This is a genomic window from Posidoniimonas polymericola (assembly GCF_007859935.1).
GTDB classification, from domain to species: Bacteria; Planctomycetota; Planctomycetia; order Pirellulales; family Lacipirellulaceae; genus Posidoniimonas; species Posidoniimonas polymericola.
The window spans coordinates 52,229-76,843 of the sequence record NZ_SJPO01000007.1; the positions used below are offsets into that span (position 1 = coordinate 52,229).

Below are 24,615 nucleotides of genomic sequence, written 5' to 3' on the forward strand. Positions count from 1 at the left end.
TCGATGGCGAGCGATTTAGAGGTCATCCATCCATCTAAACTCTTGTGACTCAGACGCGGTGAGTGGGATATCTAGACGTGGCTGCAGCCGATAACAGGACTCGTCACAATTCGCCTCAAACGGAAACTTACCGTGTGAGTCGGGCCAGAAAACTTGAACAACGTCTAAGCTTAGATTTGAAAGGCGACAGAAAGACATCGCATAGCCAGCGAAGACTGGGTGTTGCGATTCGTCTACTCTCCTAAACCCCACCTCGCTTGCAAACACTTCGTGATCCGAGGTTCCATCACAATCGAATCGTAGCCCCATACGGAGCCCTTCGACGAAATCGGATAGCAGTCGTTGGGCGGTACTCGGCTCAAGGCCAATCGTGATTGCTTCCGGGTGCTTGAAGGTCTTGGTTAGCCCTACGGTATACATGAAGGGAGGATCGGTGTCGGAGATGTTGATCGCCTGCCACCCATGGCGATCGACAGCTTCAAGAATCTCCTGATCCTCGCTCATGGCAGCCTACCTACTTCCACTCACGCACGTCGACAAAGTGCCCCGCACAAGCGGCGGCGGCGGCCATCGCTGGGCTGACCAGATGGGTCCGCCCGCCGCGGCCCTGGCGGCCTTCGAAGTTGCGGTTGGAGGTCGACGCGCACCGTTGGCCTGGCTCGAGCTTGTCCGGGTTCATCGCCAGGCACATGCTGCAGCCCGCCTCGCGCCAGTCGAAGCCGGCCTCCTTGAAGATCTTGTCCAGGCCTTCTTCCTCGGCCTGCTGCTTGACGATGCCGGAGCCCGGCACCACCATCGCGTCGACGTGCGAGGCGACCTTCTTGCCCTTGGCGACCTCGGCCGCTGCCCGCAGGTCCTCGATGCGGCCGTTGGTGCAGCTGCCGATGAACACGCGGTCGAGCTTGAGGTCGGTGATCGGGGTGCCGGCCGCGATGCCCATGTACTCCAGAGCCTGGGCGGTGGTCTTCTGGTCGGTCGGGTCGGTGAAGTCGGCCGGGTTGGGGATGCTGCTGTTGACGCTCGCCACCTGGCCGGGGTTGGTGCCCCAGCTCACCTGCGGGGCGATGTCGGCGCCGTCGAACGTGAGCGACTTGTCGTAGGCCGCGCCGGGGTCGGTCGGCAACTGCTTCCACTCGGCGACCGCCTTGTCCCAGTCGGCGCCCTGCGGGGCGAACTTGCGGCCCTTGATGTAGTTGAAGGTGGTCTCGTCCGGCGAGATCATGCCGGCCCGGGCGCCCGCCTCGATCGACATGTTGCAGACCGTCATGCGGCCCTCCATCGACAGGCTGCGGATGGCGTCGCCGGTGTACTCGATGCAGTACCCGGTGCCGCCGGCGGTGGTCAGCTTGCCGATCAGGTACATCACGAGGTCCTTGGCCGTCACGCCGAAGCCGAGCCCGCCGTCGACCCGCAGCTCGAGCGTCTTCGGCTTCGACTGCAGCAGCGTCTGCGTGGCTAGCACGTGCTCGACCTCGCTGGTGCCGATGCCGAACGCCAGGGCGCCAAACGCGCCGTGCGTCGAGGTGTGGCTGTCGCCGCAGACGATGGTCATGCCCGGCTGCGTGTAGCCCAGCTCGGGCCCCATCACGTGCACCACGCCCTGGTTGACGTGGCCCAGGCCGTAGTACTGGATGCCGAACTCGCTGCAGTTGGACTCGAGGGTGTCGATCTGCTGCTTGGAGATCGGGTCGGCGATCGGCAGGCTGCGGTCGGTCGTGGGGACATTGTGGTCGGCCGTGGCGATTGTCCGCCCGGGGCGCCGCACTTGGCGGCCGGCCAGCCGCAAGCCTTCAAACGCCTGGGCGCTGGTCACCTCGTGCACTAGCTGAAGGTCGATGTACAGGATGGTCTGGCGGCCCTCCTCGGAGTGGACGACGTGGTTGTCCCAGATTTTCTCAAACAGCGTGCGTGGAGCCGAAGCAGTCATGGCAGTCGGTAGGGAGGGTAGTTCGAGTGATCGCGGCCGGGCGTCATGCCCAGCCCCCCGTTTTTCGTAAGACCACCAGTGTAAACCGCGGGTTCGCCCTGGGGTAGCGGCCGGCCAAAGCAGGGCTAACACCCTGCGGCCATTACGGCTAAAATGCGAACCCCGCGGGGCCCGATGGGTCCTCGCAGAGGCTCCCCAGCGCCGGCCGCCCCCACCAGCAGCGGCCCCGCCCGAGCCGGAAGCAGGCGTCCATGAATCAGGCCGCCTTGAGAATGAGCCCGTAGCTCAGTTGGTAGAGCATCGGACTTTTAATCTTGCGTGAGCCCAACCGCTACCAACCACACCCTGCGTTTCCTTCGGGAATCGCAGGGTTTTTCATGCGCCTAGGATTGGCCAAGGTTGGCCGACGCGGGGGCAGCGTGGAGGGTTTCTGGAGGGTCAGAGGCTCGGGTTTTCCGATGTGTTATCTCCGGACGCACCGGGGGTACAATGGACCAGCCGGGCCGCGGCCGATCACCGCGGCGCCTCGCTGCAGCGACTGCCTCTACTGTGCAGCTGCTGCAGTTGCGGCCCCTGCCGGAGGACTACCGGGCGTCATCGACGGATGGCCCCGCGACTCGCGACGCCGTCGCCGCTACTCCCATCGCGGCGCGGCGTGCGGGTCGGCAAACGATGGGAGCTATCGATGCTTGACGCACAGAAAGTCACCAAACTCCGCCGCATGGGGGAGAATTGCCTGAAGCGGTATGGAGAGGCTCTGGACTACTTCCACGCTGGAAGTTCTAGCTTCGAGCTCTCAAGTCGGCTCGAACATATGGATGAGCTCTGGCCAGAGGCGCAGGCAGCTGGTGGAGCTATCGAGTACCTGCAGGGCGCCTACGGCTTCGCTGGTCAGGTGTATTCCATGTGCCTGGTGGGTCGGTCCGAGGTAACGGACCTCGATACGATCGAAGCTCAGATCGTCAACACTTTGCCTCCGATCAGATTCCTTGGGCAACCTTTCGCGACGGCATTCGAGGCGATCTCCCATCTCTCCCCGGTGCTCTGCTTCTGCGCTCGCGGCATGTTCTCGGCGGCGGTGAGCAGCGAGGAGCGGTTTCACGAAGCGACTGAAGCGATCTACTCGCTGCTGACGGAGGACCCAGAAGGGCTCGACGCTGAGAGGTGCGACATCTTGCAGGAAGATTACAGGGTAGCGAGCCAGGAGCTCGGCGTCCGGTTGACGCAGGAGTGGCAGATTTTGGTAGCGACAGCATCTGTTGCAGATCCGCCGCCAGAGGCCAGCAGGGAGCCCACCCGGAAGGTCGGAGGGAGGCCAGCCGGCACCAAGAAAACCATCAACGAGCGAATGCGAGACCTCCTGGAAAGTACCCCAGAGGCGGCTGCTTGGTCTGCACGGCAGTTCGCTACCGCGCTCGACTGCTCCGTGAGCACGATCCACGGATGCGAAACCTGGAAGAACCTGCAGCGCGTTCGCGAGATGCAGAAGCAGGACCGAATGAGCAGCTAAACCGAACGTTCGGTTAGAAAAACCGAACGGCGTCCGAAGATTCTCAGAATTTCTTGAGCCGGCATTCCCCGAGGAACGCCGGCTTTTTTCGTGCGCGAAGTGCCAGATAGGCCGTTCGTTCGGTTTCGAAAACCGAACGAACGCGGAATGGGTAGAGACCCCAGTCATCCTGCCCTCAAGGCTTCACGCCATGCCCACGACGCACCAGACAGCCTGCTCTGACAGCCCGTCGACACTCGTTGCGATTGTCCGGGCTGCTCGCCTAAGTGGCGACACCGACCTCGAGAGAGCCGCTCGCCGAGAGCTGCTCGAGCGGTTCGGTATGCGAGTCCAGTTCGACCAGCGTCAGAACCGGGAGGCTGTGTCGCAATGACGATCAACCTCGACCCCGCCGACCTGCGACCCATCGTCGAAGCCGTCGTCAGCCAGGCCCTGCAGGACCTGCTCACGGCCGGCGGAGACGGGCGACTCGCCTACCCGGAGCCCGAAGCGGCTCAGCTGCTAGGGATTCGCCCGCACCAGCTGGCCGACGCGAGGCGCCGCGGCGAGATCACCGCCACCAAACTCGGCGGCCGCATCGGCTACGAGAAAACAGAGCTGTTGGCCTACCTGGCTCGGCAGCGACAAGTCTAACCCCGCCAGCGGCCGAAGCCGCCGGCAGACACTCAGGAGATGAACGCTATGTCAGTCACTCAAGTCGCGGTCGAACAAGCCCGCGCGATCATGCAATCCGGCGACCTCAACGAGCAGCAGCTCGAGCAGATCATGCAGCTCGGCGGCCTCATCGGCGAGAAGCCGACCCCCAGCGGCTACAGAGCCGGCGAGCCCTTCTGGACCGTCCGGGCCGTCCAGGATTGGGCGACCACGGCGAAACGCTGCCGCGCCGATGCTTCGGCGATCGAGGCCCGGTCGGCGGTTCTCGACGGCGGCCGCGCCATCATGGCCACCCTGACCGGCCGCCAGCATCAACGCGACCTGGCGACGATCGAGACCCTCGACGAGATCGCCCTCGAGGTGGCCAGCGGCAAGGCTGAGGCCGAGGACGTCGAAGCCCGCCTGGAGGCGATCGGGTCAACCGTCGCCGACCTCGGGAAGCTGCTGCTGCAAATCGAGTCGCGGGGTGCGATCATCCGGCGCCAGGCAGACGCTGCGGCTGCTCAGGTGGAGGTCGACGAGCTCGGGAAGCAGATCACCGAACAGCAGGCCAAGCTGCAGAAGGCCGCGCAGCCCATCCGCGAGAAGATCTCGGAGCTCAGCATCAAGCAGCAAGATGCCCAGCGTCGCAGCCAAGGCGAGATTCAAGCCTGGCTCAAGCTGCGAAACTCCTCCCCGGACTGGCTCCGCCAAGCGTACGACGACAACCAGCAGGCGATCCGGTTGGCGGGCGAAACCGCCGAACGTTTGAGCCGGGAGCTCTCCGGCGTCGAGCGTCGGATTGAGGAGCTCAGCAAGTCCAGGGCGGGGGTCGTGCAACGCTTGCAGCTGCTGGCCGGCGCCGTCGCTGGCGACTACGAGGCCAAGAAGAGTCGCGAGCGGTTCATCGAAGAGCAGCAGACCATCGAATCGCAGCTCGGGGATGCCCGGGCCCGCAAGGCCCGCTGCCAAATCGACCGCGCGGCCGCGACCAAGGACCTGGCCGCCCTCCGCGAGCATGGCAAGGCCATCGAGTCGGTCATGGCCACCGCCGCCTGGCCGCTGCCGAGCGACCTAGCCGAGTAGCCGGCCGCCTCTCGAGAACCAAATCACCCATTCCAGGAAACCAAAGATGACCACCCCCATTCACGGCCAGCGATCAGCGTTGGCCACCCAGCCGCGGGCGAAAGTGTTCACCCGTGCTGCAACCGTCAACGAGGCTCAACGGGCCGTCGAGGCCGTGATCGCCACCGAGGACCCGGCGCAGCTCTTCGACGTTGGTCGCATGGACGTTGTCGAGGAGGTGCTGCTGGTTGGCGGCGTCGATCACGAACCGAGGATCCCGCTCTTGCTGGATCACACCAAGGCGGCCGCGTCCCTAATCGGCTCGGTGTCGAACATCCGCCTCGAGGGGACGCAGCTCGTTGCGACACTCCGGTTCGCTACAGGCGACCCCGTCGCCGAGTCAACTTGGCTGAAGGTCCGGGACGGGCACGCCGACGCGGTCAGCGTCGGGTACCGGGTGCACGAGTACGCGATGGTCGCGCCGGGCGAATCGGCGACGATCGGCGGCCGCGTATACACCGCCAGCAAGTTTCACGCTCTGCGAGTCACCACTAGGTGGGAACTCATGGAGACCAGCGTCGTTGCCATCGGCGCGGACCGCAAGGCGCGGATCCGCTCTGCCCCTTCCTCCACCATCACAAGGAATTCGAACGCTATGCCCCAGTCAGCCCCCGCGGTTCACAGCCGCAACAGCGTCACTGGCCGCCCGTCGATCGGCGCCCTCGAGTCCGCCCTGACGATGCGGCTCGGCATCAACGATCCGTCTCGATGCCGGGTCAGTCACGACGGGACCTTCTTCACCCGACTCGCGCCGTGCCCGCAGTTCGAGCAGGACGCCGAGGAGGGCCGCCGCTGGTCGTCGATGCCGCTGGTCGACATCCTCCGCCAGGCGGCGGCGCACGACGGCATCAACCTCGACGGCCTGGGCGTCGTCGAGACGCTCAACACCTACTTCAACGCGATGCAGGGCCGTGCGGGCTTCAGCACGGCCGTTGGCGAACTGTTCAGCAACACCTTCGGGGCCGCGTTCGTCGACGGGTACGAATCGGTCTATGACCCAACTCAGGGTTGGACGATGGAGGGCGAGAACCCCAACCTGCAGCCGACGCCGCGGGTCCGTGCCGAGGCGGGCGCGCTGAGCAAGAGGGTTCGCGGTGCGGAGGCCGACCACCTTGCGGCCGAGTTCCCCGGCGAGACCACCCAGCTCGGCGAGTTCGCCGCGCAGTGGCAGCTCGACGAGATCGACATCCGCAACAACCAGTTCGGCAACACCGAGCAGCTAGGCCCGCGGATGCTTGGCATCGCCGCGGCGCGGCTCCGGCCGCTGCGGGTGGCGGCCGAGTTGCTGTCGAACCCGAATATGCGTGATGGCGTGCCGTTGTTCCACGCCAGCCACGGGAACCTTCAGACCGGCTCTGCGCTGGCTGACGGCACGCTGCAGAGCGCGGCGACGCTGATGGCAAAGCAGACCGAAGGGGGGCAGCCGCTCAACCTCCGTGGCAGGTACCTGATCGTCCCCCAGGCCCTCGAGCGGACGGCGTCGAAGCTGTCCCGCGAGGTCGAGCTCGCCTCGGAGGAGAGCGTCCCGCCGCCGATCGTCCGTAGCGATGCTCAGCTCGACAACGGTGTGATCGACCCGAACACGGGCGACAGCCTCGACGGTTCGGCGACCAGCTGGTACCTGGCGGCCGAGGGCGGCCCCCACACCGTCGAGGTTAGCTTCCGGACCGGCACGGGCGGTCAGCCTCAGATCCGCTCGGGGATGCTCAGCCAGGGCGAGTGGGGCTGGTGGTGCGACTGCCGGCACTGGATCGGCGCCAAGGCGATCGACTGGCGCGGCTTGGTCCGCTCCGACGCGTAGTCCGTGCCCCGCGCTGGGGTGCGTCGGTTTTGTTCATCGGCCGACGGTTCTAGCGGGGCGCCCGCCCCTGGCTCGGGTCGCAGTTCAGGAACTGCTGCGGCTCGGGCTGGGGGATCTTACAAAAAATGCCCGACACACCCTCGAAGTTTTGGCGACGGAGAGGGCGGCCGGGCAGTAACTCAGGAGAGATCAATGTTAACCGAGACGAATCATTCAGACCAACCGATTGCCGCGCTGACGCTCGCGGAGATCCCGGCAACGCTCCGGGCAGAGACCGACGCTGCCAACCGGTCAGCCTCACAAGCCATCGAGCACGCAATGCGAGCGGGCGAGCTGCTCGCTCAGGCCAAGGGCCAACTCGAACACGGCGAGTGGCTCAGCTGGCTCGATAGCAACTTCTCCGGCTCGCGCCGCACGGCGCAGCAGTGGATGAGGCTCGCGGCTGGTCGGGAGCGGCTTCAAATGCGCAGCGACTGCGCTTTTGACTCGATCGCCGACGCCGTCCGGGCGCTGCAGGAGGATGAGCAAGACGATTCGTTCAGCCCGCCGGCAATAGTTGACCTGCAGCTCTGGGCGAAGGCTCACCCGGAGTGCATCGACGATGACGGGGAGTTCCGGGACGACTTCCACTGCGACGCGTTCCCTCCGCTGGATGGTCGCCAAGCGTTCTTCGGCACCAGCGAGAACGTTCAGTGCCAAATCTGGCCGCTGGGCGACGGCTACTCGCTAGTGTCGTCGGTCCGCTGGCGGCGCGGCGATTCGGCAAACGGGGTCGGCAGCGAGACCAAGCGGCCGGTTCGGCTGAATCATGCCCACCTCGCATTCCTGCTTGCGTCGTTCGGGGTCAATCACCAGCTCGACTGGCGTCCGATCCGCGTCCCCGTGCTCGGACTTCCGACCCGCTATGAGGAGGTCGCGGCCTGATGTCCCGCCTCTCGGCAATCGACGAACTGAACGGCCACGCTCGCCCGGGGGACTACGCGCAGGCGTACCGGGCGGCGGGGCTGTCGCCGATCCCCATCCGCGCGGATGGCAGCAAAGCCCCGGAGGGCCCCTGGAAGCGATTCCAGACCGAGCCCGCGTCGGAGTCCGAGCTGGCCACCAAGTTCCTGGCCAGCAATATTGGGGTCGGCATCTGTTATGGCGCCGGCAGCCGCGGCGCGGAGCTGATCGACGTCGACGACGAAGCGAGCTATCAGCCGTTCGCCGATGAGGTGGAGCGCGCCGCCCCCGGGCTGCTGGCCAAGCTGTGCATCATCAAGACACCGCGGCCAGGTCGTCACGTCGTCTACCGCTGCGAGCACATCGACGGCAATCAGAAACTGGCGATGCGTCACGCAACGCCCGAGGAGCTGCAGGCCAAGCCGTCTGAGCGGGTGAAGTGCAAGATCGAGACCCGCGGCCAAGGCGGCTATGCCCTGGCGCCTGGGGGCGATCCCGCAGCGCACCCGACCGGTCGGCCGTACGTGCACCTCGCAGGCCCGGACCTCACCAAATTGGCGACGATCACTGCCGATGAGCGAGAGGTCCTCTTCCGCGCGGCGCGGCTGCTGAATGAGGTGGTCGAGCAGGAGCCGGCCGAAGTCCACCACGGGCAGCAGGCCGGAGGTTATGCCGGCATGCCCCCGGGCGACGACTTCAACCTCCGCGCGTCGTGGGATGAGATCTTGGCGCCGCACGGTTGGACCCGGTCGCACGCGGCTGGCGACGTCCAACACTGGACCCGCCCCGGCAAGGATCAGGGCACCAGCGCGACGACCGGGCTGACGAGCAAGCGAGGGACCGACCTCCTGTGCGTGTTCTCTACTTCGGCCCACCCGTTCCCCGGCGCCAACGGCTCGCCTTGCAGCACGCACACCAAATTCGGGGCCTACTGCCTGCTGAACCACGGCGGCGACTTCGCAACCGCGGCACGCCAGCTGGCGGCCGAAGGGTACGGCGACGCAGCCCAGCGGCAGGGAATGTCCAACCTGCTGCCCGACAGCGTTCGCGACTTCGGCGAGATCCCGGGCCCACCTGCCAGGCGCCAACCGTTGACACCCATCGAGAAGTTCAGCTACCTCGACCTGCGGTCCGCCTACCCCGCCATGAAGCCCCCCGTGGTCGACGGCCTGCTGCGGCGAGGGGAGACGATGAACGTTGTGAGCTACTCGAAGGTGGGCAAGTCCTGGCTCGCCTACTCGCTGCTGCTCAGCATCGCCACGGGCAAGAGCTGGCTCGGAACCTACCCGACCACCCAAGGCGGCGTGCTCCTGATCGACAACGAGCTGCATCGGCCGACGCTGGCGAATCGGATCGGCATGGTCGCGGAGCGGCTCGACTGCGAGCTCGAGCACTACGCCACCCAACTCGACGTCTGGCCGCTGCGAGGCAACCTGCGGTCGCTCGAGGACATGATGGCCGAATTCGACGCGATCGAGCCCGGCCAGTATCAGCTGATCGCCTTCGACGCCCGGTACCGGTTCGCGATCGCTGGCGAGTCGGAGAACGACAACGCCGCGCAGGCGATGTTCTACAACACGCTCGACCGGATCGCCGAGCGGACCGAGGCCGCGATTGTGCTGGTGCACCACACCACCAAGGGCAACCAGACCGACAAGCGAGTCACGGATGTTGGCGCCGGCGGCGGCAGCCAGTCTCGCGCCGCCGACACTCACCTCGTCCTGCGAGAACACGAGGAAGAGGGCTGCGTTGTGCTCGACGCGGCCCTGCGATCGTTCGCCCCCGTCGATCCGATCGTCCTGCAGTGGGAGTTCCCCTGCTGGTGGCCAGCAGAGGGGCTCGATCCTGGCGAGCTCAAGGGCCGTAAGAGCCGCCAACAAGAGGCCAGGAACGATCAGGACCGCAAGGACAAGCTGGCGATCGTCGCGGCCATGCAGAAGGCCAGCGATCGCGTCACCAATAAGCTGCTGCGAAAGGCCACTGGCATGGGCCGAGAGAAGCTGGCTCGGCTTCTCGATGCCCTCGAGTCTGAGGGCCAGATCAAGTCCGAAACCACACTCAAGAGAGGCAATCCCTGCGATGAATACTACCTCCCAAACGACTCCGAAAGCTGACGTGGACGACGTGGACGGGCCACGTCCGGTCCACGTGGTGAGCGGTGTGTGTGGCGGGCCTATAAATAGGGCCCGTCCACGTCACCCCCGCTGGCGCCGTCCAGGCCGTCCAGGCAATAGCAGGCCCGTCCACGTCGTCCAGGCCATGTTGGGCGGCCAGCACCGATCCCCCAGCGTGACAACCGACCGCCTCCTCATGGCGGCCGAGCCCGGTGTCAGCCTTGCTCGCGACGCTTACGCATTGGATCGAAGCCAGGAGCCGAGCCCGTTCTGATCGCCCCCCCCATCCGGGTCCTCCCCATGGCGCCCCGCGGGGGCTTTGCCAAAAGCGATCGTGCCACTTTTTTACACGCGGCGCGCCAAACGAGTAGTAGTACGACCCTCTCTCTCCGTCAGCCAGCCCGCCACGCCCCCAGAAAGGCCCCTTCCCGATGCCTAAGACCACCGAAGCCCCGAAGCCGTCAGGCGGCCACACAGCGGACCTGGAGAGCCTCACCCAACAGCAGGCCGCGTGGCTCATCGGCAAGCCGACCAGCTGGCTCCGCGACCGGGCCGACCTCGACGGCCGGCGCCCGGATGGAAAGTACAACGCTCGGGACCTGGTGCGAGCGTTCCTGGCTGACGAGAAGAGCCGCCTCGAGCCGGCAGAGGTCCCTGAGCCGGACCTGCAGGCGATGGTTCAGACCTGTGGGCACCTCGAGGACACTCATCGAAGCATCGGAATTCAAATCCTCGAGAGTATCCAAGCGAGGTTCGGCGCCGCGGGGCTGGCCCGGGCCGGCGAGATCCTCCTCCGCAGTCTGAAGTGGGACCACGCCCGCTGGGGCGACCAACCAAGCCACCGGCCGCGGCCCAAGTTGACCGAGGCCGAGGTGCGGGCCAAGGTGCTGGCGGACCTCGAGGAGCGGGTCGCCGACCGACTCCGCGAGGAGGAGGAACGCGAATCGCGGCAACTCGGCCGCGTTGTCGAGCAGTGCCCCGACTGCCGGCGGGTGCTGTGGGTGCTGGAGTGGCGGAAAATGGTCCCGCCGGCCGGGTACCTGATCGACGAGATCGAGTGCGACGACTGCCTGGTGAAGAAATTCCCGCCGAGGCTGCCGGCATGACCCCCACCCGCCCCAGCTACGCCGCGATTTTCCACCGCCTGGCGAGCCTCGAGCTCGTCGACGGCGCCGAGCTGCTGGCGCTGCCCGGCGTTGAACCCGACTTGCTGGATCCGCCGATCCATCCGGCCCTGAGCTACTGCCTCGAGGAGGCAGCACCTCTGATTGAACTCGCCGGCCGCCTGGCCGATGACGAGATGCCCGGCATGGCTGAGCAAGCGCGGGTGATCGCTCTCGACCTGCAGGAGCACGTGGAAGCCCACGGCTACATCACATCCACCCTCGAGGCCGCACGCTCTGTCATCTGGCAGGTAGGCGTGAACGCGGACCTCGCGACCCAACTTCCGAAAGGCTGATCCCATGGCTGTAGTCCCCATCAACCTGAAGGCCGACGTCAAAGCTGGGCAGGCGCTGAACCGCGTGCTCGGAATGACCGACGAGCAGCTCGAGAATATCGTGTCCAGCGGCAAGGGCGCGGCGGGCGCGGTCGAGCGTCTGGCCCGGCAGGCCGACCCGATGCGGCGATTCGAGGCTCAGATCGCCAAGGTGGAGTTGGCCCAGCGCAAGCAGGGCCTGTCTACCGAGAACGCCCGGGTGCTCACGGAGAAGTACACGCGATCGCTGGACTACCTGGGAAGGACTGCGGATCGCACACTCGGCACGCAGCTGATCAGCAAGGTCGGCATGCTGGCGGCCGGCACGCTCAGCTTCGGGTCGGCCATCGCGCTCGTACGCAACGAGCTCGAGGCGCTCCGCCAGCAGGCAGACCGGATCGGTCAGACGCACATCAACGCGGCCGGCGCTCGCGAGAAGTTGCTGCAGAACACTGCGGGGCTCTCCTCCGCCCAGCGGGAAAAGTTCGTCGCGAGAGCCGAGAAGCTGGCGGCAAGCACTGGCCAGCCGCAGAACGTGATCGACTCAGCCCTCGCGGACGCCTACTCGGGTTCCGGCGGCAACACCGAGGCCGCGTTCCGGAACGTACGCATCGCCGCCGAGTACAACCCGAACACCCCGAGCGCTATCGGCCCGACGGCGGGGGCCCTGTCGGACGTCAGCAAGAGCACCGGCGACCTCAACGCGGCCAGGAACCTTGGATTCCTCAACAAGGTCGGGCTCGCGTCACGCGTCACCGATGCGGGCAAGCAATTCAAGGCGATCCCGCAGGCGCTGGGCGGCTTGGTCACGGCCGAGGCGACCGCGCAGGAGTCGGGAGCGCTGTTCGCGGCCCTGTCGAACGCGATCCCCGACACCGAGGGCAACGTCACGGCGACCGCGTCGATCAACTTCGGCGCCAAGCTCGAGGAGTTCGCCGACAAGGCCATTAAGAGCGGCAAGCTCACGCCCGACGTTGACACCTTCGGCGAGCGATTACTGGCCGTGCAGGGCGATGCAGCCTTAGGCCGCGCGTTCGTGGGCATGATGGGCGGTGAGGCAAAGGCGAAGGGCGCCCTCGAGCAGCTGGTGATGGACCCGAACTCCGACATCGCCAAAGCGTACGCGGCCACAAAGGCGGGTTTCGGCACCGCGGCCGACCAGGAGGCCCACGGCAAGCGCACGCTCGGCATCATTGCCGGCGACAAATACGGCAACACCGCCACCGCCAACCGGGTCGTCGCCTCGTTGAATGAGCGGTTCGAGTTGGGATCGGACGGGTACCTCACCGAAGAGGCGAAGCAGAAGCTCGACCAGGCGTTGCTGTTCAGCGGGCGAGCGGCGTCGGGTGACGCCGACTTCTTCCGCGGCACGGCATGGGGCAACAGTCTCCGGCGCTACGCGAAGACCGGATCGCAGGTTTCGATCCCTGAGGCGCGGGCAGTCATCGAGAGCGAGATCGCTAGCCTCGAGCGCTGGCAATCTTACCACGGCCCGGGCGGCTCTGAGTTGCAGGCCGGACCCGAGCAGATCAAGGACGTGAACAACGCTCTCGAGAAGCTGGAGCGAACGGCCGACATCTTCGAGCGGATTGGCGAGCAGGCGGAGCGCATGAGCCTGCCGAACGCTGGCCAGCGGCGCGAGTAGATCCTTCCGTCACCGGAGGCTGAGTTGATCGACGTCGACGACAACGCCAACTGCAAACACACGCCCGACCCGGAGGAGATCGCAGCCGTCTGCGCCGAGATCCGGGCCACGTGGTCACCGGAAGAGACCCTCCGGCGGATCCGGCCCGACTGGCGGCCCGCTAGCTGGACGGCGCCGGAGCTCGAGCTGGCGGAGGGGCACGGCGTCGAGGAGTGGCGGGAGTGAGGCGCGGCGGGTGTCAACGGTTGACACCTGAGGGGCTAGATCTTTGGCATCTTGAACGATTCCCGCGTCGGTCAGAGCGTCAACGGCCGCGGCGCGGGCTACTACCTGAACGACATTCTGGTGGATGCGCCCTGCAAGTCGTCGATTGCGGCCGAGAGTCTGTTGGTGTCTTGATCGAAGAGCCCGGCCTTTAGGAGTGGATGCTCACCACCTTGGCTCTCCAACGCCGTCCGCTCTTCCTCGAGATAAGCGTTGCCCTCGGTTCTCGCTTCTCCCCGCCACTGGTAGTTGCAATCGAATACGGGGCCACCTAGAGACCTGGAAGTCAGGCCGAGGTAGACCTCGAATCGGTCGAAAAGCCTCAATAGGTCAACATCCCGTCCCAGCACAAGATGGATCGTCGGCCCGATGATGTTCTCTGTCCAGTTGCTGTACGGCGTTTTGTGTCTTGCTTGGTCCAGTGGTGACAACGCTTCGCCCAATTGGAGCAGATCTTCCGGTGCGATTCGCATGACCGCGGGATACTCGTTGTCGCGGATTCGGATCCTTGTCGTTGCTAGATCGATCACCGTGGACAATCGGTCCTCGTGAAGAGCAGCCATTCCGGCAGCGTACATCACTAGCGTTCCTGGATACCTCGACAAGTCGTGCCACCATTGCTTGTGGGAGTAATCCGGGCCGGGGCGTTCTGCAAACAGGCGGATTATTCGTTGCACTAGCCGAATGGCTCTATCATCGCCCCAGGCACCGCAAGCGTTCGCCATGGCTGCTAAACCAGCCGACGAAGCGCAGAAGATTTCCGCCCGTTCCCGATAGGTGTCGGCCTTCGGGCTAGCACCTTGAACGGGATACGAATCCGGACCAATTGCGTCAAAGACGCGAGTTGCCTCACGGATTATCAAGTCGTGAAGGCCGATGAAACCGTCGGGCCGAGCTATGGCACGCTTGGCCTCGGCTGCAGCCAATTCAGCCGACAATGGGTGAGCCTTCCGTCCCGAGCGAAGGGCGTCCACCTTTGACACAATCTGTTCGAAAGCGGCATCGGCTGAAGCGATTGGCACTAGCACTCCCCTTCGGCGATGCAGGAGACCAGCGGCCGCCTCTCCCGGTTGCCCACGCCCGAGAAAGTAGAGCGTAAAGCGATTCACTGACCGATCGATGGCATCCACGAGCGCCTTGTCCCACTCCCCAGACCAGCCGCAGGCAACCAAGCTGTACTCCGAGAAGAGTCGATTGAGAAGATCGGCCAGGGCTTGATCGTAGGTCGCCAGTTCCGATTCGGTGTTCAGGATCCGGGTGTCGAGGTAGTCTCCGTGCACCTTCACCACCAAGCAGGGCAAATGCTGAACTGGCATCATTCCTTGAACGTGGTCGGCCGAGGAAACGACAACGGGCTGGATCCCCTCGGCCTCGAGTGCCTGTTCGATGAGGCGGTCGAAGTTCGTTGTGATGATGATTTTCACAACGCCCGCGGCCACCAGCTTGGCGATTGCTCGGTGGGCTGCGGTGGGAAGCTTCTTGCCCTCCGCCCTCTCTTCCTCGGTTGGCTCAAAGAACTGCCGAAGCAAGGACATTCGCTCCGCGGGCCTGCTCGCGACCTCTTCCAAGAGAGCCGAGTAGTTGGGCTCAGCGCCGAACTTGTCGCGGTACCACTGTTCGAGGTCCTCTGGCTCGGTCTCTTCTCCAGACGCGATAGCTACGCGTCTGGTTAGCTCAAGGATCACCTCCCAGCCAGTGGGAATACCTGCGCTGCGAGATGCTCCTGAGCCAAGCAAGACAGCGAATTGCCCAGGGTGTTCGGCCAGTGAGAGTGACAGTGCGACGAGGGGGTCGAGGATCGACAAGTGATTTTCTCCTACCAGCGTGGAGCCCAGTCGGCGGGCGGTTCGCCACAGTCCCAGGCAAACGCAATGTCGCCTAAGAGGCCATGGAGGTACTCCGGCATTGGTGTCGTTCGAGGCTCTGAGTCGAGCAGGTCGTGTGCCTCAAGATCGGTGTCGATTCTGAACTCATCATCTAGGAGAGGCTTACCGGCATCCCAGCGTCCAGCTTTCGCCTGAAATCCGCGGCAGCCTTTGAACGCAATCCCTGCGCGAAGTGGGCCCGCAGCACTGACTCCATCGTTCGAATAGAACTCCTTGGACGCTTCAAAGAGCTCTCGAAGGAACTCGAGAATCCAGTACAGGTAGATCGTCGGCTCCTGCACCTGTGGGCTGGGCAGCATGGCCTCGGCTTTGACCACTTCCCCCCAGGTGCCAAAGTGCGTTGCTTTGGAACCGTAGTGCCACAAGACACCGCCAGGCACACGCCGCCTGCTCCCGTGGGCACTCTGGCGGAACACGGTGTCGCGATCGCATACGGGTCCCGCGGAAAACGTCGGCGCGACATACCCGGTGATGAGCATCGGGGTATGGGGGGATGATTGCTCCTGGCCTTCGTTCGCGTCCACCACAATGGAGAGGCGATGCTGGCTAACATCTATCAGCTTCCCGCGTGTCAGCTCCCACTCGCGGCGAGTTCGCAGCATCTCGACAATCCGGTCGACCGCGGCCAATTCTTCCGGATTACTGAGGCTTCCGGTGCGAACTCGGATCTCTGGCCTGTTGCGGCTCGCATGCGGCGCCAGCGGACTGAGCGGCACGCGGACGACGACCGCACATCGATCCGCAGCGCCCGGAAGTAGAAGCGGTTTAGAGATCTCCGGCAGGACCGGCGGGGAAAGCCGATCGCGGCAAAGCTGAATGATCCTGGCTTCAATGCCTCTTTCGAGTGCAATTCCGCACAGCGGCAGCTGTGGGGTCGCTGTTTCCTTCTCCTCCGCGACTCCGATGATGACTAGGCCCCCTCGCGTGTTCGCCATCGCCCCAACGACCTGCCAGATGTCCTTGGTGAGCTCTTGCTTGTAGTCGAGCTCCGTCCCTTCGGGCAGCTCTGCCTCGCAGAACTCGAGCACGTCGTCGAAGCTTATGGCGTTGATGTCCTTAGACCAAAGGCTCACGGATCCCTCCCGGCGGTGGCAGACGCAGAAATGCGGCGAGCAGTATACCGCAGTTGACACCCACCCCGCCAATCGGGCAGAATCGCGGGCGTATAAAGCGTTTCTGGTGGCGCCCGTGATTCTGCGAAAGCACCAGCTAGGTTCCCGTATGAACTAAACCGTATTCAGGAGTCCCAGCCCTTGCGAGTGTGGCCGTGCGTGTGGGGCAACCCATGCGCCCACGGGTGACCGTGGCCGGGCAGTTACGGCTGCCTATACGACGCTCGTGAGGGCTGGGGCTTCTTTATTTGCTACCGGCATTCTGCCGGCGCAAGGAAGGCCAAGATTAGGATGGCTACTTCTGCTCTCGCTGCGCGCACCGCCGCGCAATCCCCCGCCGCTGACGACCTCCCCGCGTGGGAGACCATCGCCGCGGCAGTCGCCCGCTCGGCTGAGCTCGAGCCGGTGAGCCCCGCCGAGCTCGAGGCGATGCTCGGCGGCCGCTGGACGCTGACGGAAGGGGGTGAAGCATGATCCCCGCCCACTCCCCCGCGTCGTTCAAGTACCCCGAGACCCTGCTGGTGAACGAGCAGGCCCGAGAGGCCGTCGTCGCGATGCGTGAGCCGCTGGCATACGTGCTCCGGAGCGCCGTCGACCGGATCTGCGGAGTCGATGAGCCGGATCCCTGGCGGTGCTGTGACCGCCTCAGGGCCGCCGGTTGCTTCGGCGGCACGCTCCACCGGCATCTGACCCGGATGCTCAGCGAGCAACGCAAGGTGGCCAACGGTGGCCGCTGCCGACCCCGTGACGCGTCGTTCATTGTGCCGCGGGCGAAGCAGCTCGCCGGCAAGGTGGCTCGCCTGCTGTCGGAAGGGGGTGCAGCTTGAACGACTTCCCCCATGCCGACGATGTCGGCGGAGATCTGCTGGCAGCGGCGAAGTCCCTGGTCTCGCTGGGCTGGGCTCGCGCCTCCGTGGTCGTCGCGCGGGCGGCCCTCGAGTCGGTCGTCGCGGATATGGTCCGCGAGCTCGGTTTCGAGGACGACTTGCCCGATCGCAACTTCATGCGAGAGAGCCTCGAGCGGCTTGAGGCCAAGGGCGTGATCTCCCGGCGGTTCCGGAAGGACCTGGTTGGCGTCTACAGCGACGCCAGCGCAGTGGCTCACGGTGAGCGGGTGAGCCTCCACCGAGCTGTGCAGCTGATCGTCTTGGCGGATGAGTTTCGCCGGGGCCTGTTCGAGGCGTTCCGGACGGGAAGCATGGCGACTTACCGGCCGTCGCCGGCCACGGTCGCCCGCCGGGGCGTGGCCCACCCGAGGCCGCGGCGCCGTCGAATCGTGAAAGGAGGTGAGCCGTGCTCAGCCCCGAACGCGTGAAGCAGATCGAGACGCTGCTCGCTTCCGGCATGCCCCGGCGCAGGGTCTCCCGCCTGACCGGCGTCCGCACCGGCATCATTGCGAAGATCGAGGCCGGCGAGCGGCCGCGGGGTCGGCGCGGCGTGGCAACGGTTGACACTTGGGAGCGGGTCCGAGCCGCGGCCGAGCACTACCGCCGTCAGCATCGCGGCAGGGCTCCTGAGCGGCCGCGTGTGGCTCGCGACCCGGCCGACGCCTACCTGCCGTCGGCCGAAGAGATCGAAGCTCACTGCGAGCGATTCCGGGCACAGCACTTGGCTGAGCTGGTGTAACTTTGAACCAAGCCCGCGTTGCCAAATGCGCAGCCGTTGCGCATTTGGCGGCCGGGCCTTTCGAAAGGATGGGAGATCATGAAAGCGTGGGTATTCCAAGATCCGAAGCAGAAGACCAAGCACGGCGAGAAGAAGTGCCCGTGGTCGGTCGGATGGTATGACGAGCGAGGGCGGAAGAAGTCGAAGAGCGTCGGACCCAAGAGCACGGCTAAGGCGTACGCGCGGAAGCTGGAGGGGGAGTCTGCCGCCGGACTACTGAAGAGCCGGGAGCGGCTGAAGTGGGCGGAATTCGTCACCCGCTTCGAGGAAGGCCACCTAGACACGCTCGCGGCGCGCTCCCGCGAGGAGTACAAGACAAGCCTCGGGCAGTTCAACCGCATCTGCAGGCCGGGGTACGTCGAGCAGGTCGACGCGGCGATGGTTGACGAGTTCCGGGCCAAGCGGCTGAAGGAAGGCGTCGGCCCCGCTACGGTCAACAAAGACCTGCGCCACCTCAAGGTGGCCATGAACAAGGCCCGCAAGTGGCGACTGATCGGCGAGCGGGTCGAATTTGAGATGCTCAGGGAACCCGAGCGAGATCCCGAGTACGTCGACGACGACGCATTCGCCAAGCTGTACAACGCCTGCGACCAGATGACGCTTCCGGCCGGCAAGCACTACCCGGCGCCGGACTGGTGGCGGGCTCTGCTGGTGTTCGCCTACCTGACCGGGTGGCGAATTGGCCAGATCATGGCCCTGCGTCGCGATGACGTCGATTTTGGAGCCGGTACGGCGTTCGTAGAGGCCGACAAGACCAAGGGCAAGAGGGACGCCAGGGTCGATCTCCCGAAGCCCGTGGTGGACCACCTGAAGGGCATTGCAGGCTTCGACGACCTGCTGTTCGCCTGGCCGCACCACACGCGGACTCTCTACGCCCACTTCGCGAACCTGAAGAAGGCCGCCAAGGTCGAATACAGCGGAGCGTTCCACCGCTTCCGCTTCGGCTTCTGTAACGCTAATGTAGACGCCTTGCCCGCCGACGTCCTGCAGCAGCTGATGCAGCATCAGGACGCCAAGACTACCAAGCTGTACGTGAACCGTGCGGCGCGGTTGCGTCGCCAGGGGACCGCGGACCTGATCCACGTTCCGGAGATCCTGACGAAAAAAGCGTAGCTGTGGCGGGTTTTTGGCGGGTTGCCCGCCTTGGATACCGAGCTGGCTTGTTCTAAACTATTGCCAGCAAAAGCTTTGAGCCCGTAGCTCAGTTGGTAGAGCATCGGACTTTTAATCCGTGGGTCGTGGGTTCGAATCCCGCCGGGCTCATTTGTTGGATTCTTTAGACTTGGGGTCCCCTACGAGACGTAGGGGTTTCCATTTTCTCGCCTTTCTGGCGCCACCGACGCGTACAGCCGGTAGTACACCTCGTCGGGCCGTGTGGCAGTCCCAGACCTGTCGGACGCACCTTTTGCGTAAGGCGACGACCATGGCCACTGCTGCCGGCGCCCCCGAGCAATGCACCAAGCCCGCTAAGCCGTACGACCGCTTCCCTCCGTTCCCGCATGCGGGCGGCTATTAGGCGAAGGAGATCAAGGGCAAGAGAACCGCCAGCGGTCGCGGCGTTGAGGCTGCATCTCGCCGCGAGTTCTGGGTTTCTCCTAAAATGGAGCCGAGGCCGGCGGTGCGGGGTGTGCCGCAGGGCGGCCGTTCGGGGGTGTGGGTTTCGCGAAATCTGGGGGATTTCTCTGTCAGGAATTGCGGTTTCGGGCCATGAGTCAGGGTGGCGGAGGCGGGGCAAGACCGCAGGGCCCGTTCGGGAATCATTCAGGCGACATCCTCATGACGTGGGCAGGCGAAGCCGACAGCGAACGGGTGCAGGTGTTCGGCGAGCTGCTCGCCGAGTGCCACCGCGACCTGTTTGGGTTTATTTATTCGATGGTGCAGCACCACTCCGATGCCGAAGACGTCTACCAGCAGGTGGCGCTGGTGCTGTGGCGGAAGTTCGACGAGTTTGAGCTCGGCACCAACTTTGCCGCCTGGGCGACCAAGGTTGCGCACCTTACCGCGCGAGACTTCATCCGCACGCGGCGACGGCACGCGGTCGCGTTCAGCGACGAGGTGCTCGAGGCGATCGCCGCGACCTACAATCCAGGCAAGGCCTGGCGCAGCGACGACACGTCCGACGCGTTGTCGGTGTGCCTCAAGAAGCTTCCTCCGAAGGACCGTGCGTTGGTCGAGCAGTGCTACTCGCCGGGGCGAGATTACAACCAGATTGCCGAGCAGCAGGGGCGGACCATCGGCGCCATCTACCAGGCCATTTCGCGGGTCCGCAAGAGCCTGTACCACTGCGTCAAACGCACCCTCGCCCAGGAGGCGTTCTGATGCCCATCCCCCCCCAAGAGATCGAGCAACTCATCGAGATCCTGTCCCGCAGTTGGGACGGCCGGGCCACCGGCGACGAGGTCGACGCGATCGAGGAGTTTGTCCGCCGCTACGGCAGTGCGGGCGTCGAGGTGCTGATGCAGGCGTCGAGCCTGCACCTGGAGCTGCAGCGGCTGGTAGAGTCGAGCCGCGTCTACGACCTGGCGATGGACCGCGTCCGCGCGGCGGCCAAGCTGCAGCAGTTCGCCGAGAGGTCCGCCAACGAGGCGATGTCCGAGCTTGCGCCCGCCCGGCGTCGGGAACAGCGGAAGTTCCCCCGATCGGGATTCGTCTGGGCGGCGGCCGCGGCGTTGCTGCTGGCGGTGGGGATGCCCTGGTGGATTAGTAGTCAGTCCGCACGGCCCGACAGGCCGGCGGGCGGGAATCGTCTGGTGCAGCAGTCGCAGCTCATCCGGCCCTCGACCCCGGTGGCGCGGGTCGTGGCGTTGGAGGACGCGGCCTGGGCCGAAGGGGGGGACATCTTCGTCGGCTCGTACATCAAGAAGGGGCGGAAGCTCGAGCTGACGGCGGGCCAGGCGCACCTCAGCATGGTGTGCGGAGCCGACATCGTGCTGCAGGCGCCGTGCACGGTGCGGCTCTCGGCCGACGATGAGGTGCAGCTGGAGGACGGCACGCTGACCGCTCAGGCAGCGAAGTGGGCGACGGGCTTCGTCGTGATCACGCAGGACCTCCGCATCACGGACCTCGGCACACGCTTCGCCGTATCAACCAGCAAGTCGGGGGTCGTCGAGGCGCACGTCCTGCAGGGCGAGATCCTGGCCGAGCCGATGAAGCACCGCCGCCCGCGGCACTCGTCGATGCTGTTGGAGAAGGGGCAGGCGATCCGGGTGAACCCGTTCAAGTCGAGCATCGACCTGATCGCCGCACGCAACGAGGACTTCGTCGGCGAGATTGTTGACTTCCGCCCGCTGCGACCCATCCCGATGTGGAACACCGGGGTCGGCCTCATGCCGGGCGACACGGACCCCCACTGGAGGCTCATCTCCGGCAGCGATCCCCACGGCCCCTACCCACGTGATTCGGTCGTCACGGTCGGCGATACCCGCTCCTACAAGAACAACAAACCCGAGGTGTCGCAGTGGATCTCGGTAGCGGAGGAGGGCTACCCGGGCGTGCCGCCCGAGTCGGTGCACACCTTCGAGACCACCTTTGAACTCGGTGGCTACGACCTCGACACCGTGTACGTCGTGGGCCAGATCCTGGTCGACGACGCCGTCAACGAGCTGCGCATCAACGGCAGGCCGGTGTCGTTCAAGCGTTGGGTCACCACCTGGGACGAGTTCGACTTTAAGAGCTTCCACCCGATCGAGATCCTCGAGGGCTTCGTCGAGGGGACGAACGTCATCTCGATCGACGTCTACAACTCTCCCTCGAACCCGAGCACGCCGGCCGATTTCAACCCGACCGGCCTGCGGGTCGAGTGGCAAGCCTTTGGGCGTGAGCACCGCTGACGCCCGCCCTCGCGGGGATGTGCGCGTTTTGGGCAAGCGGGCCTGGCGCGGTGTCGGTCGGCAGCCGAGGGTTTTTTGTCGAAAATCTCTGGTTCTTCCCTGAGATTGGGCCCTCGTCCCCCATGTAGTAGCAGCCGCCCCGCAGCGGCCCCGTCTTGTCGGTATTCTTCTGTTCACCGGTTCCTGGGGTGGCGTTCAGCCGCCCGGTAAGAGAACTTCCATGCCACGATTCTCGCTTCCCAGGCGTCTGCAAAGGCGAGCCTTCACGCTCGTCGAGCTGCTGGTAGTGATTGCGATCATCGGCGTTTTGATCGCGTTGCTGCTGCCGGCGGTGCAGTCGGCCCGTGAAGCCGCCCGACGCATGCAGTGCGTCAACCACCTCAAGCAGTGGGGGTTGGCGATGCACCTCCACCACGACACCAAGGGCGAACTCCCGATCGGCGCCCAGGGCAAGTACGGTGTGAACTTCCCGCGGCAGACCTGGGTGCTCCACCTCTGGCCGTTTATCGAAGAGGTCCAGCTGGCGGCCGAGGTTGGCCCGACCACCGACCTCGACAGCCCGCCATTCACCATCCCCAACACAATGAATGGCCTGTCGGGTCAGGCGGTGCCGATGTACCGCTGCCCCAGCGACAATGGGTCGGACATGCTGGCCGGCTACTACCAGCGGCGGCGGGGCAACTACGTTGTGAACTGGGGGAATCGCACCTACGGCGACATCTTCGATCGGAGCGAGCTGAGGCGACTCCTGACCGATTTCGGCGAGGGCGAGGCGCCCTTCCGCCACGACAAGGGCGATCCACTCAAGCCGATTACCTCTTCGTTCGGCAAGATGGTCGACGGGACCAGCAAGACCCTGCTCATGGCCGAGACGCTCATGGCGCAGAGCTCCGAAGACCTCGACTGGCGGGGCGACATCCTCAACGACGAGGGCCAGCTCCGGTTCCACACGCTCATGACGCCCAACAGCCGCGAGCCCGACCTGCTCGACTCGGCCGGTCCGAACGGCCGCCCGTGGTTCGTTGAGACCGGCGACCCGCTAATGCCGGCAGCCGGCGTGCAGAAGCGGAATCAGAAGTGCGGAGCCCGCAGCCGCCACGCCGGCGGCGTCAACGCCGCGATGTGCGACGGCTCAGTCGACTTCTTCACCGACGGCGTCGACCTCTACTACTGGGCCTCGCTCGGCACGATGAATGGCGGGGAGGTCCTGACCCCATGAGCCTGCTCAGGTGCACGCTGCTCACCCTGCTGCCCGCGTTGATGGTGGTCGGGTGCGACGAGCCCGACGGCCTGTCGTCCGTGTCGGGGATCGTCACCGTGGATGGTCAGCCCGCCGCGCAGGGCGCGATCTCGCTGATCCCGTTGGGATCGGACGCCCGCCGGTCGGGCGGCGCGATCGAGGCGGGGTCCTACAGCATGAAGGCGCCCCAGGGCCGGGCGAAGGTGGTCATCCACGTGCCGAAGGTCGTTGGCCAGCAGCCCAGCAACGACCCCAACCAGCCGGCCCGGCCGATCATGAAAGAGAGCCTGCCGCCACGCTTCAACAGCAACAGCGAACTTGTCATCGAGGTGCAGCCCGGCGAGTCGGTGCACAACTTCGACCTTACTTCTTCTTAGCAATCAGGCCCGCGTACGCCGCACAAAGCCGGCCGGGCCGACTCGAGTTTCAGCAGTGACCCACACCCATCTACTCTCATCACGTCGGAGTGAACACAACATGTGTCGATCCATCGCAGCGATTACGCTCGCTACTCTTCTTGCATCGCAGGGCGTCTGCCACGCGGTTGTCGTGGCGTCCCTCGAGACGAACGTCGCCCCCGCCGGCACGGCCGGCGACCCGTACAACCCGACCTTCACCGCCGGCGGCCCGTCGACGACCGACCTGCTCGAGGGGCTCCTGCCGACCGTGGCGATCGGCAACCTGACTCAGGAGAACTCGCTCGGAGCTTCGGCACTGACCAACGGCACGGTGGCGACTGCGTACGGCTCCGGCGACGCAAATAGCGCGCACATCGCCTACGCAACCGGCGGCCCGGGCGAAGAGGTCACCTACGCCCTCGGCGGCATCTACGACCTCGACTCGATCGTGATCTTCGGCGGCTGGAACGACGCCGGCCGCGACGCCCAGTCGTACGACCTGTACGTGTCGAGCGATGGCGCCCAGAACTTCTCGCTGCTCACGAACTACAACAACGGCAACGGCGAAGAGCAGGGCGTGGTGACCACCCCCGTTTCCCACCGGGTCGAGTTCACCGAGGACTCGCTGCCGAACCTGGCGACCGGCGTGACGCACGTCAAGGTTGACTTCCTCGACGTCGAGAACGGCTACACCGGCTACACCGAGATCGACGTGTTCGGCTCGCTGGTCAACGTCCCCGGCGACGCCGACGGCGACGGCGACGTCGACCTCGACGACTTCTTTGTGATCAGCAATCACTTCTTCACGACGCCGTCGGCCATCGGCCTCGACGGCGACGTCGAGCCCGACAATATCGTCGACGAGAAGGACTTCCGCTTGTGGAAGAGCGTCGCCTCGGCGTCGGTGCTGGCGGAGTTCGCCGCGCTCGGCGTGCCCGAGCCTTCGACGCTCGCGCTCATTGGCGTTTCCATGGGGCTGTTGGCAGGTCGCCGACGCGGCTAGTCCGCGCCGCCTCGGCGGCCGGGCGACCCGATACCCTTTTCCC

Annotated in this window: 24 protein-coding genes and 1 tRNA gene; 21 read left to right on the forward strand and 4 right to left on the reverse strand. The window is 65.3% G+C overall.

Annotated features, from left to right (window positions below):
- Positions 1-15: 15 nt before the first annotated feature.
- Both Pla123a_RS25310 and leuC read right to left on the reverse strand, forming a co-directional pair.
- Positions 16-504, reverse strand: a complete 489-nt coding sequence (locus Pla123a_RS25310) for a DUF4262 domain-containing protein (RefSeq protein ID WP_146588318.1) — start codon at positions 502-504, stop codon at positions 16-18.
- A 10-nt stretch (positions 505-514) separates the two neighbouring features.
- On the reverse strand, positions 515-1,927 hold the full coding sequence (gene leuC / locus Pla123a_RS14875; protein ID WP_146588320.1) for a 3-isopropylmalate dehydratase large subunit: 1,413 nt from the start codon (positions 1,925-1,927) through the stop codon (positions 515-517).
- Positions 1,928-2,612: 685 nt separating this feature from the next.
- On the opposite strand from leuC, the gene Pla123a_RS14880 reads away from it, so the two are divergent.
- From Pla123a_RS14880 to Pla123a_RS14925, 10 genes are all read left to right on the forward strand, one after another.
- Complete coding sequence (locus Pla123a_RS14880; protein WP_146588322.1) at positions 2,613-3,437, forward strand: hypothetical protein; 825 nt, start codon at positions 2,613-2,615, stop codon at positions 3,435-3,437.
- Between the two features lie 369 nt (positions 3,438-3,806).
- Positions 3,807-4,070 carry a helix-turn-helix domain-containing protein gene (locus tag Pla123a_RS14885; RefSeq protein ID WP_146588324.1) on the forward strand — a complete coding sequence of 88 codons (264 nt, stop codon included), beginning with the start codon at positions 3,807-3,809 and terminating at the stop codon, positions 4,068-4,070.
- A gap of 48 nt (positions 4,071-4,118) precedes the next feature.
- The gene (locus Pla123a_RS14890) at positions 4,119-5,156 is read left to right on the forward strand and encodes a hypothetical protein (RefSeq protein ID WP_146588326.1); all 1,038 of its coding nucleotides are present in this window, start codon (positions 4,119-4,121) and stop codon (positions 5,154-5,156) included.
- A 46-nt stretch (positions 5,157-5,202) separates the two neighbouring features.
- Complete coding sequence (locus tag Pla123a_RS14895) at positions 5,203-6,996, forward strand: hypothetical protein (RefSeq protein ID WP_146588328.1); 1,794 nt, start codon at positions 5,203-5,205, stop codon at positions 6,994-6,996.
- A gap of 192 nt (positions 6,997-7,188) precedes the next feature.
- Positions 7,189-7,920, forward strand: coding sequence for a DUF3102 domain-containing protein (locus Pla123a_RS14900; RefSeq protein WP_146588330.1), 732 nt, complete (start codon positions 7,189-7,191; stop codon positions 7,918-7,920).
- Positions 7,920-10,052: an AAA family ATPase gene (locus tag Pla123a_RS14905; protein WP_146588332.1), complete on the forward strand. Its 2,133-nt coding sequence runs from the start codon at positions 7,920-7,922 to the stop codon at positions 10,050-10,052. The genes Pla123a_RS14900 and Pla123a_RS14905 overlap by 1 nt, the downstream gene beginning before the upstream one ends.
- Before the next feature lie 431 nt (positions 10,053-10,483).
- Positions 10,484-11,158 (forward strand): hypothetical protein, encoded by a 675-nt coding sequence (locus Pla123a_RS14910; RefSeq protein WP_146588334.1) that lies wholly within the window; start codon positions 10,484-10,486, stop codon positions 11,156-11,158.
- Complete coding sequence (locus Pla123a_RS14915; protein ID WP_146588336.1) at positions 11,155-11,511, forward strand: hypothetical protein; 357 nt, start codon at positions 11,155-11,157, stop codon at positions 11,509-11,511. The genes Pla123a_RS14910 and Pla123a_RS14915 overlap by 4 nt, the downstream gene beginning before the upstream one ends.
- Before the next feature lie 4 nt (positions 11,512-11,515).
- Positions 11,516-13,174 (forward strand): hypothetical protein, encoded by a 1,659-nt coding sequence (locus Pla123a_RS14920; RefSeq protein WP_146588338.1) that lies wholly within the window; start codon positions 11,516-11,518, stop codon positions 13,172-13,174.
- A gap of 24 nt (positions 13,175-13,198) precedes the next feature.
- Complete coding sequence (locus Pla123a_RS14925; protein ID WP_146588340.1) at positions 13,199-13,399, forward strand: hypothetical protein; 201 nt, start codon at positions 13,199-13,201, stop codon at positions 13,397-13,399.
- Positions 13,400-13,500: 101 nt separating this feature from the next.
- Here the strand turns inward: Pla123a_RS14925 and Pla123a_RS14930 are convergent, their stop codons facing one another.
- The gene (locus Pla123a_RS14930; RefSeq protein ID WP_146588342.1) at positions 13,501-15,243 is read right to left on the reverse strand and encodes an SIR2 family protein; all 1,743 of its coding nucleotides are present in this window, start codon (positions 15,241-15,243) and stop codon (positions 13,501-13,503) included.
- A gap of 11 nt (positions 15,244-15,254) precedes the next feature.
- Positions 15,255-16,397 (reverse strand): AlbA family DNA-binding domain-containing protein, encoded by a 1,143-nt coding sequence (locus Pla123a_RS14935; protein ID WP_197527986.1) that lies wholly within the window; start codon positions 16,395-16,397, stop codon positions 15,255-15,257.
- A 330-nt stretch (positions 16,398-16,727) separates the two neighbouring features.
- Between Pla123a_RS14935 and Pla123a_RS14940 the strand changes: the two genes are divergently transcribed.
- The 11 genes from Pla123a_RS14940 to Pla123a_RS14990 all read left to right on the forward strand — a co-directional run bounded on the left by Pla123a_RS14940 (position 16,728) and on the right by Pla123a_RS14990 (position 24,572).
- The gene (locus Pla123a_RS14940; RefSeq protein ID WP_146588346.1) at positions 16,728-16,910 is read left to right on the forward strand and encodes a hypothetical protein; all 183 of its coding nucleotides are present in this window, start codon (positions 16,728-16,730) and stop codon (positions 16,908-16,910) included.
- Positions 16,907-17,263: a hypothetical protein gene (locus tag Pla123a_RS14945; RefSeq protein ID WP_146588349.1), complete on the forward strand. Its 357-nt coding sequence runs from the start codon at positions 16,907-16,909 to the stop codon at positions 17,261-17,263. The genes Pla123a_RS14940 and Pla123a_RS14945 overlap by 4 nt, the downstream gene beginning before the upstream one ends.
- Positions 17,260-17,751, forward strand: a complete 492-nt coding sequence (locus Pla123a_RS14950) for a hypothetical protein (protein ID WP_146588350.1) — start codon at positions 17,260-17,262, stop codon at positions 17,749-17,751. The genes Pla123a_RS14945 and Pla123a_RS14950 overlap by 4 nt, the downstream gene beginning before the upstream one ends.
- Positions 17,730-18,062 carry a hypothetical protein gene (locus Pla123a_RS14955; RefSeq protein ID WP_146588352.1) on the forward strand — a complete coding sequence of 111 codons (333 nt, stop codon included), beginning with the start codon at positions 17,730-17,732 and terminating at the stop codon, positions 18,060-18,062. Before Pla123a_RS14950 ends, Pla123a_RS14955 begins: the two co-directional genes overlap by 22 nt.
- 78 nt (positions 18,063-18,140) lie before the next feature.
- Positions 18,141-19,214 carry a tyrosine-type recombinase/integrase gene (locus Pla123a_RS14960; RefSeq protein ID WP_146588354.1) on the forward strand — a complete coding sequence of 358 codons (1,074 nt, stop codon included), beginning with the start codon at positions 18,141-18,143 and terminating at the stop codon, positions 19,212-19,214.
- Between the two features lie 77 nt (positions 19,215-19,291).
- Positions 19,292-19,364 (forward strand) — tRNA-Lys (locus Pla123a_RS14965).
- 513 nt (positions 19,365-19,877) lie between these two features.
- Entirely contained in the window at positions 19,878-20,420 is a 543-nt protein-coding gene (locus Pla123a_RS14970; RefSeq protein ID WP_197527987.1) for a sigma-70 family RNA polymerase sigma factor, read from the forward strand.
- Positions 20,420-21,931 (forward strand): FecR domain-containing protein, encoded by a 1,512-nt coding sequence (locus Pla123a_RS14975; RefSeq protein WP_146588358.1) that lies wholly within the window; start codon positions 20,420-20,422, stop codon positions 21,929-21,931. The genes Pla123a_RS14970 and Pla123a_RS14975 overlap by 1 nt, the downstream gene beginning before the upstream one ends.
- A gap of 220 nt (positions 21,932-22,151) precedes the next feature.
- A complete protein-coding gene (locus tag Pla123a_RS14980) occupies positions 22,152-23,150 on the forward strand; it encodes a DUF1559 domain-containing protein (protein WP_146588360.1) in 999 nt (332 codons plus the stop codon).
- Positions 23,147-23,548, forward strand: a complete 402-nt coding sequence (locus Pla123a_RS14985) for a hypothetical protein (RefSeq protein ID WP_146588362.1) — start codon at positions 23,147-23,149, stop codon at positions 23,546-23,548. The genes Pla123a_RS14980 and Pla123a_RS14985 overlap by 4 nt, the downstream gene beginning before the upstream one ends.
- Before the next feature lie 100 nt (positions 23,549-23,648).
- Positions 23,649-24,572, forward strand: coding sequence for a PEP-CTERM sorting domain-containing protein (locus Pla123a_RS14990; protein WP_146588364.1), 924 nt, complete (start codon positions 23,649-23,651; stop codon positions 24,570-24,572).
- The last annotated feature ends 43 nt before the right edge of the window (positions 24,573-24,615 follow it).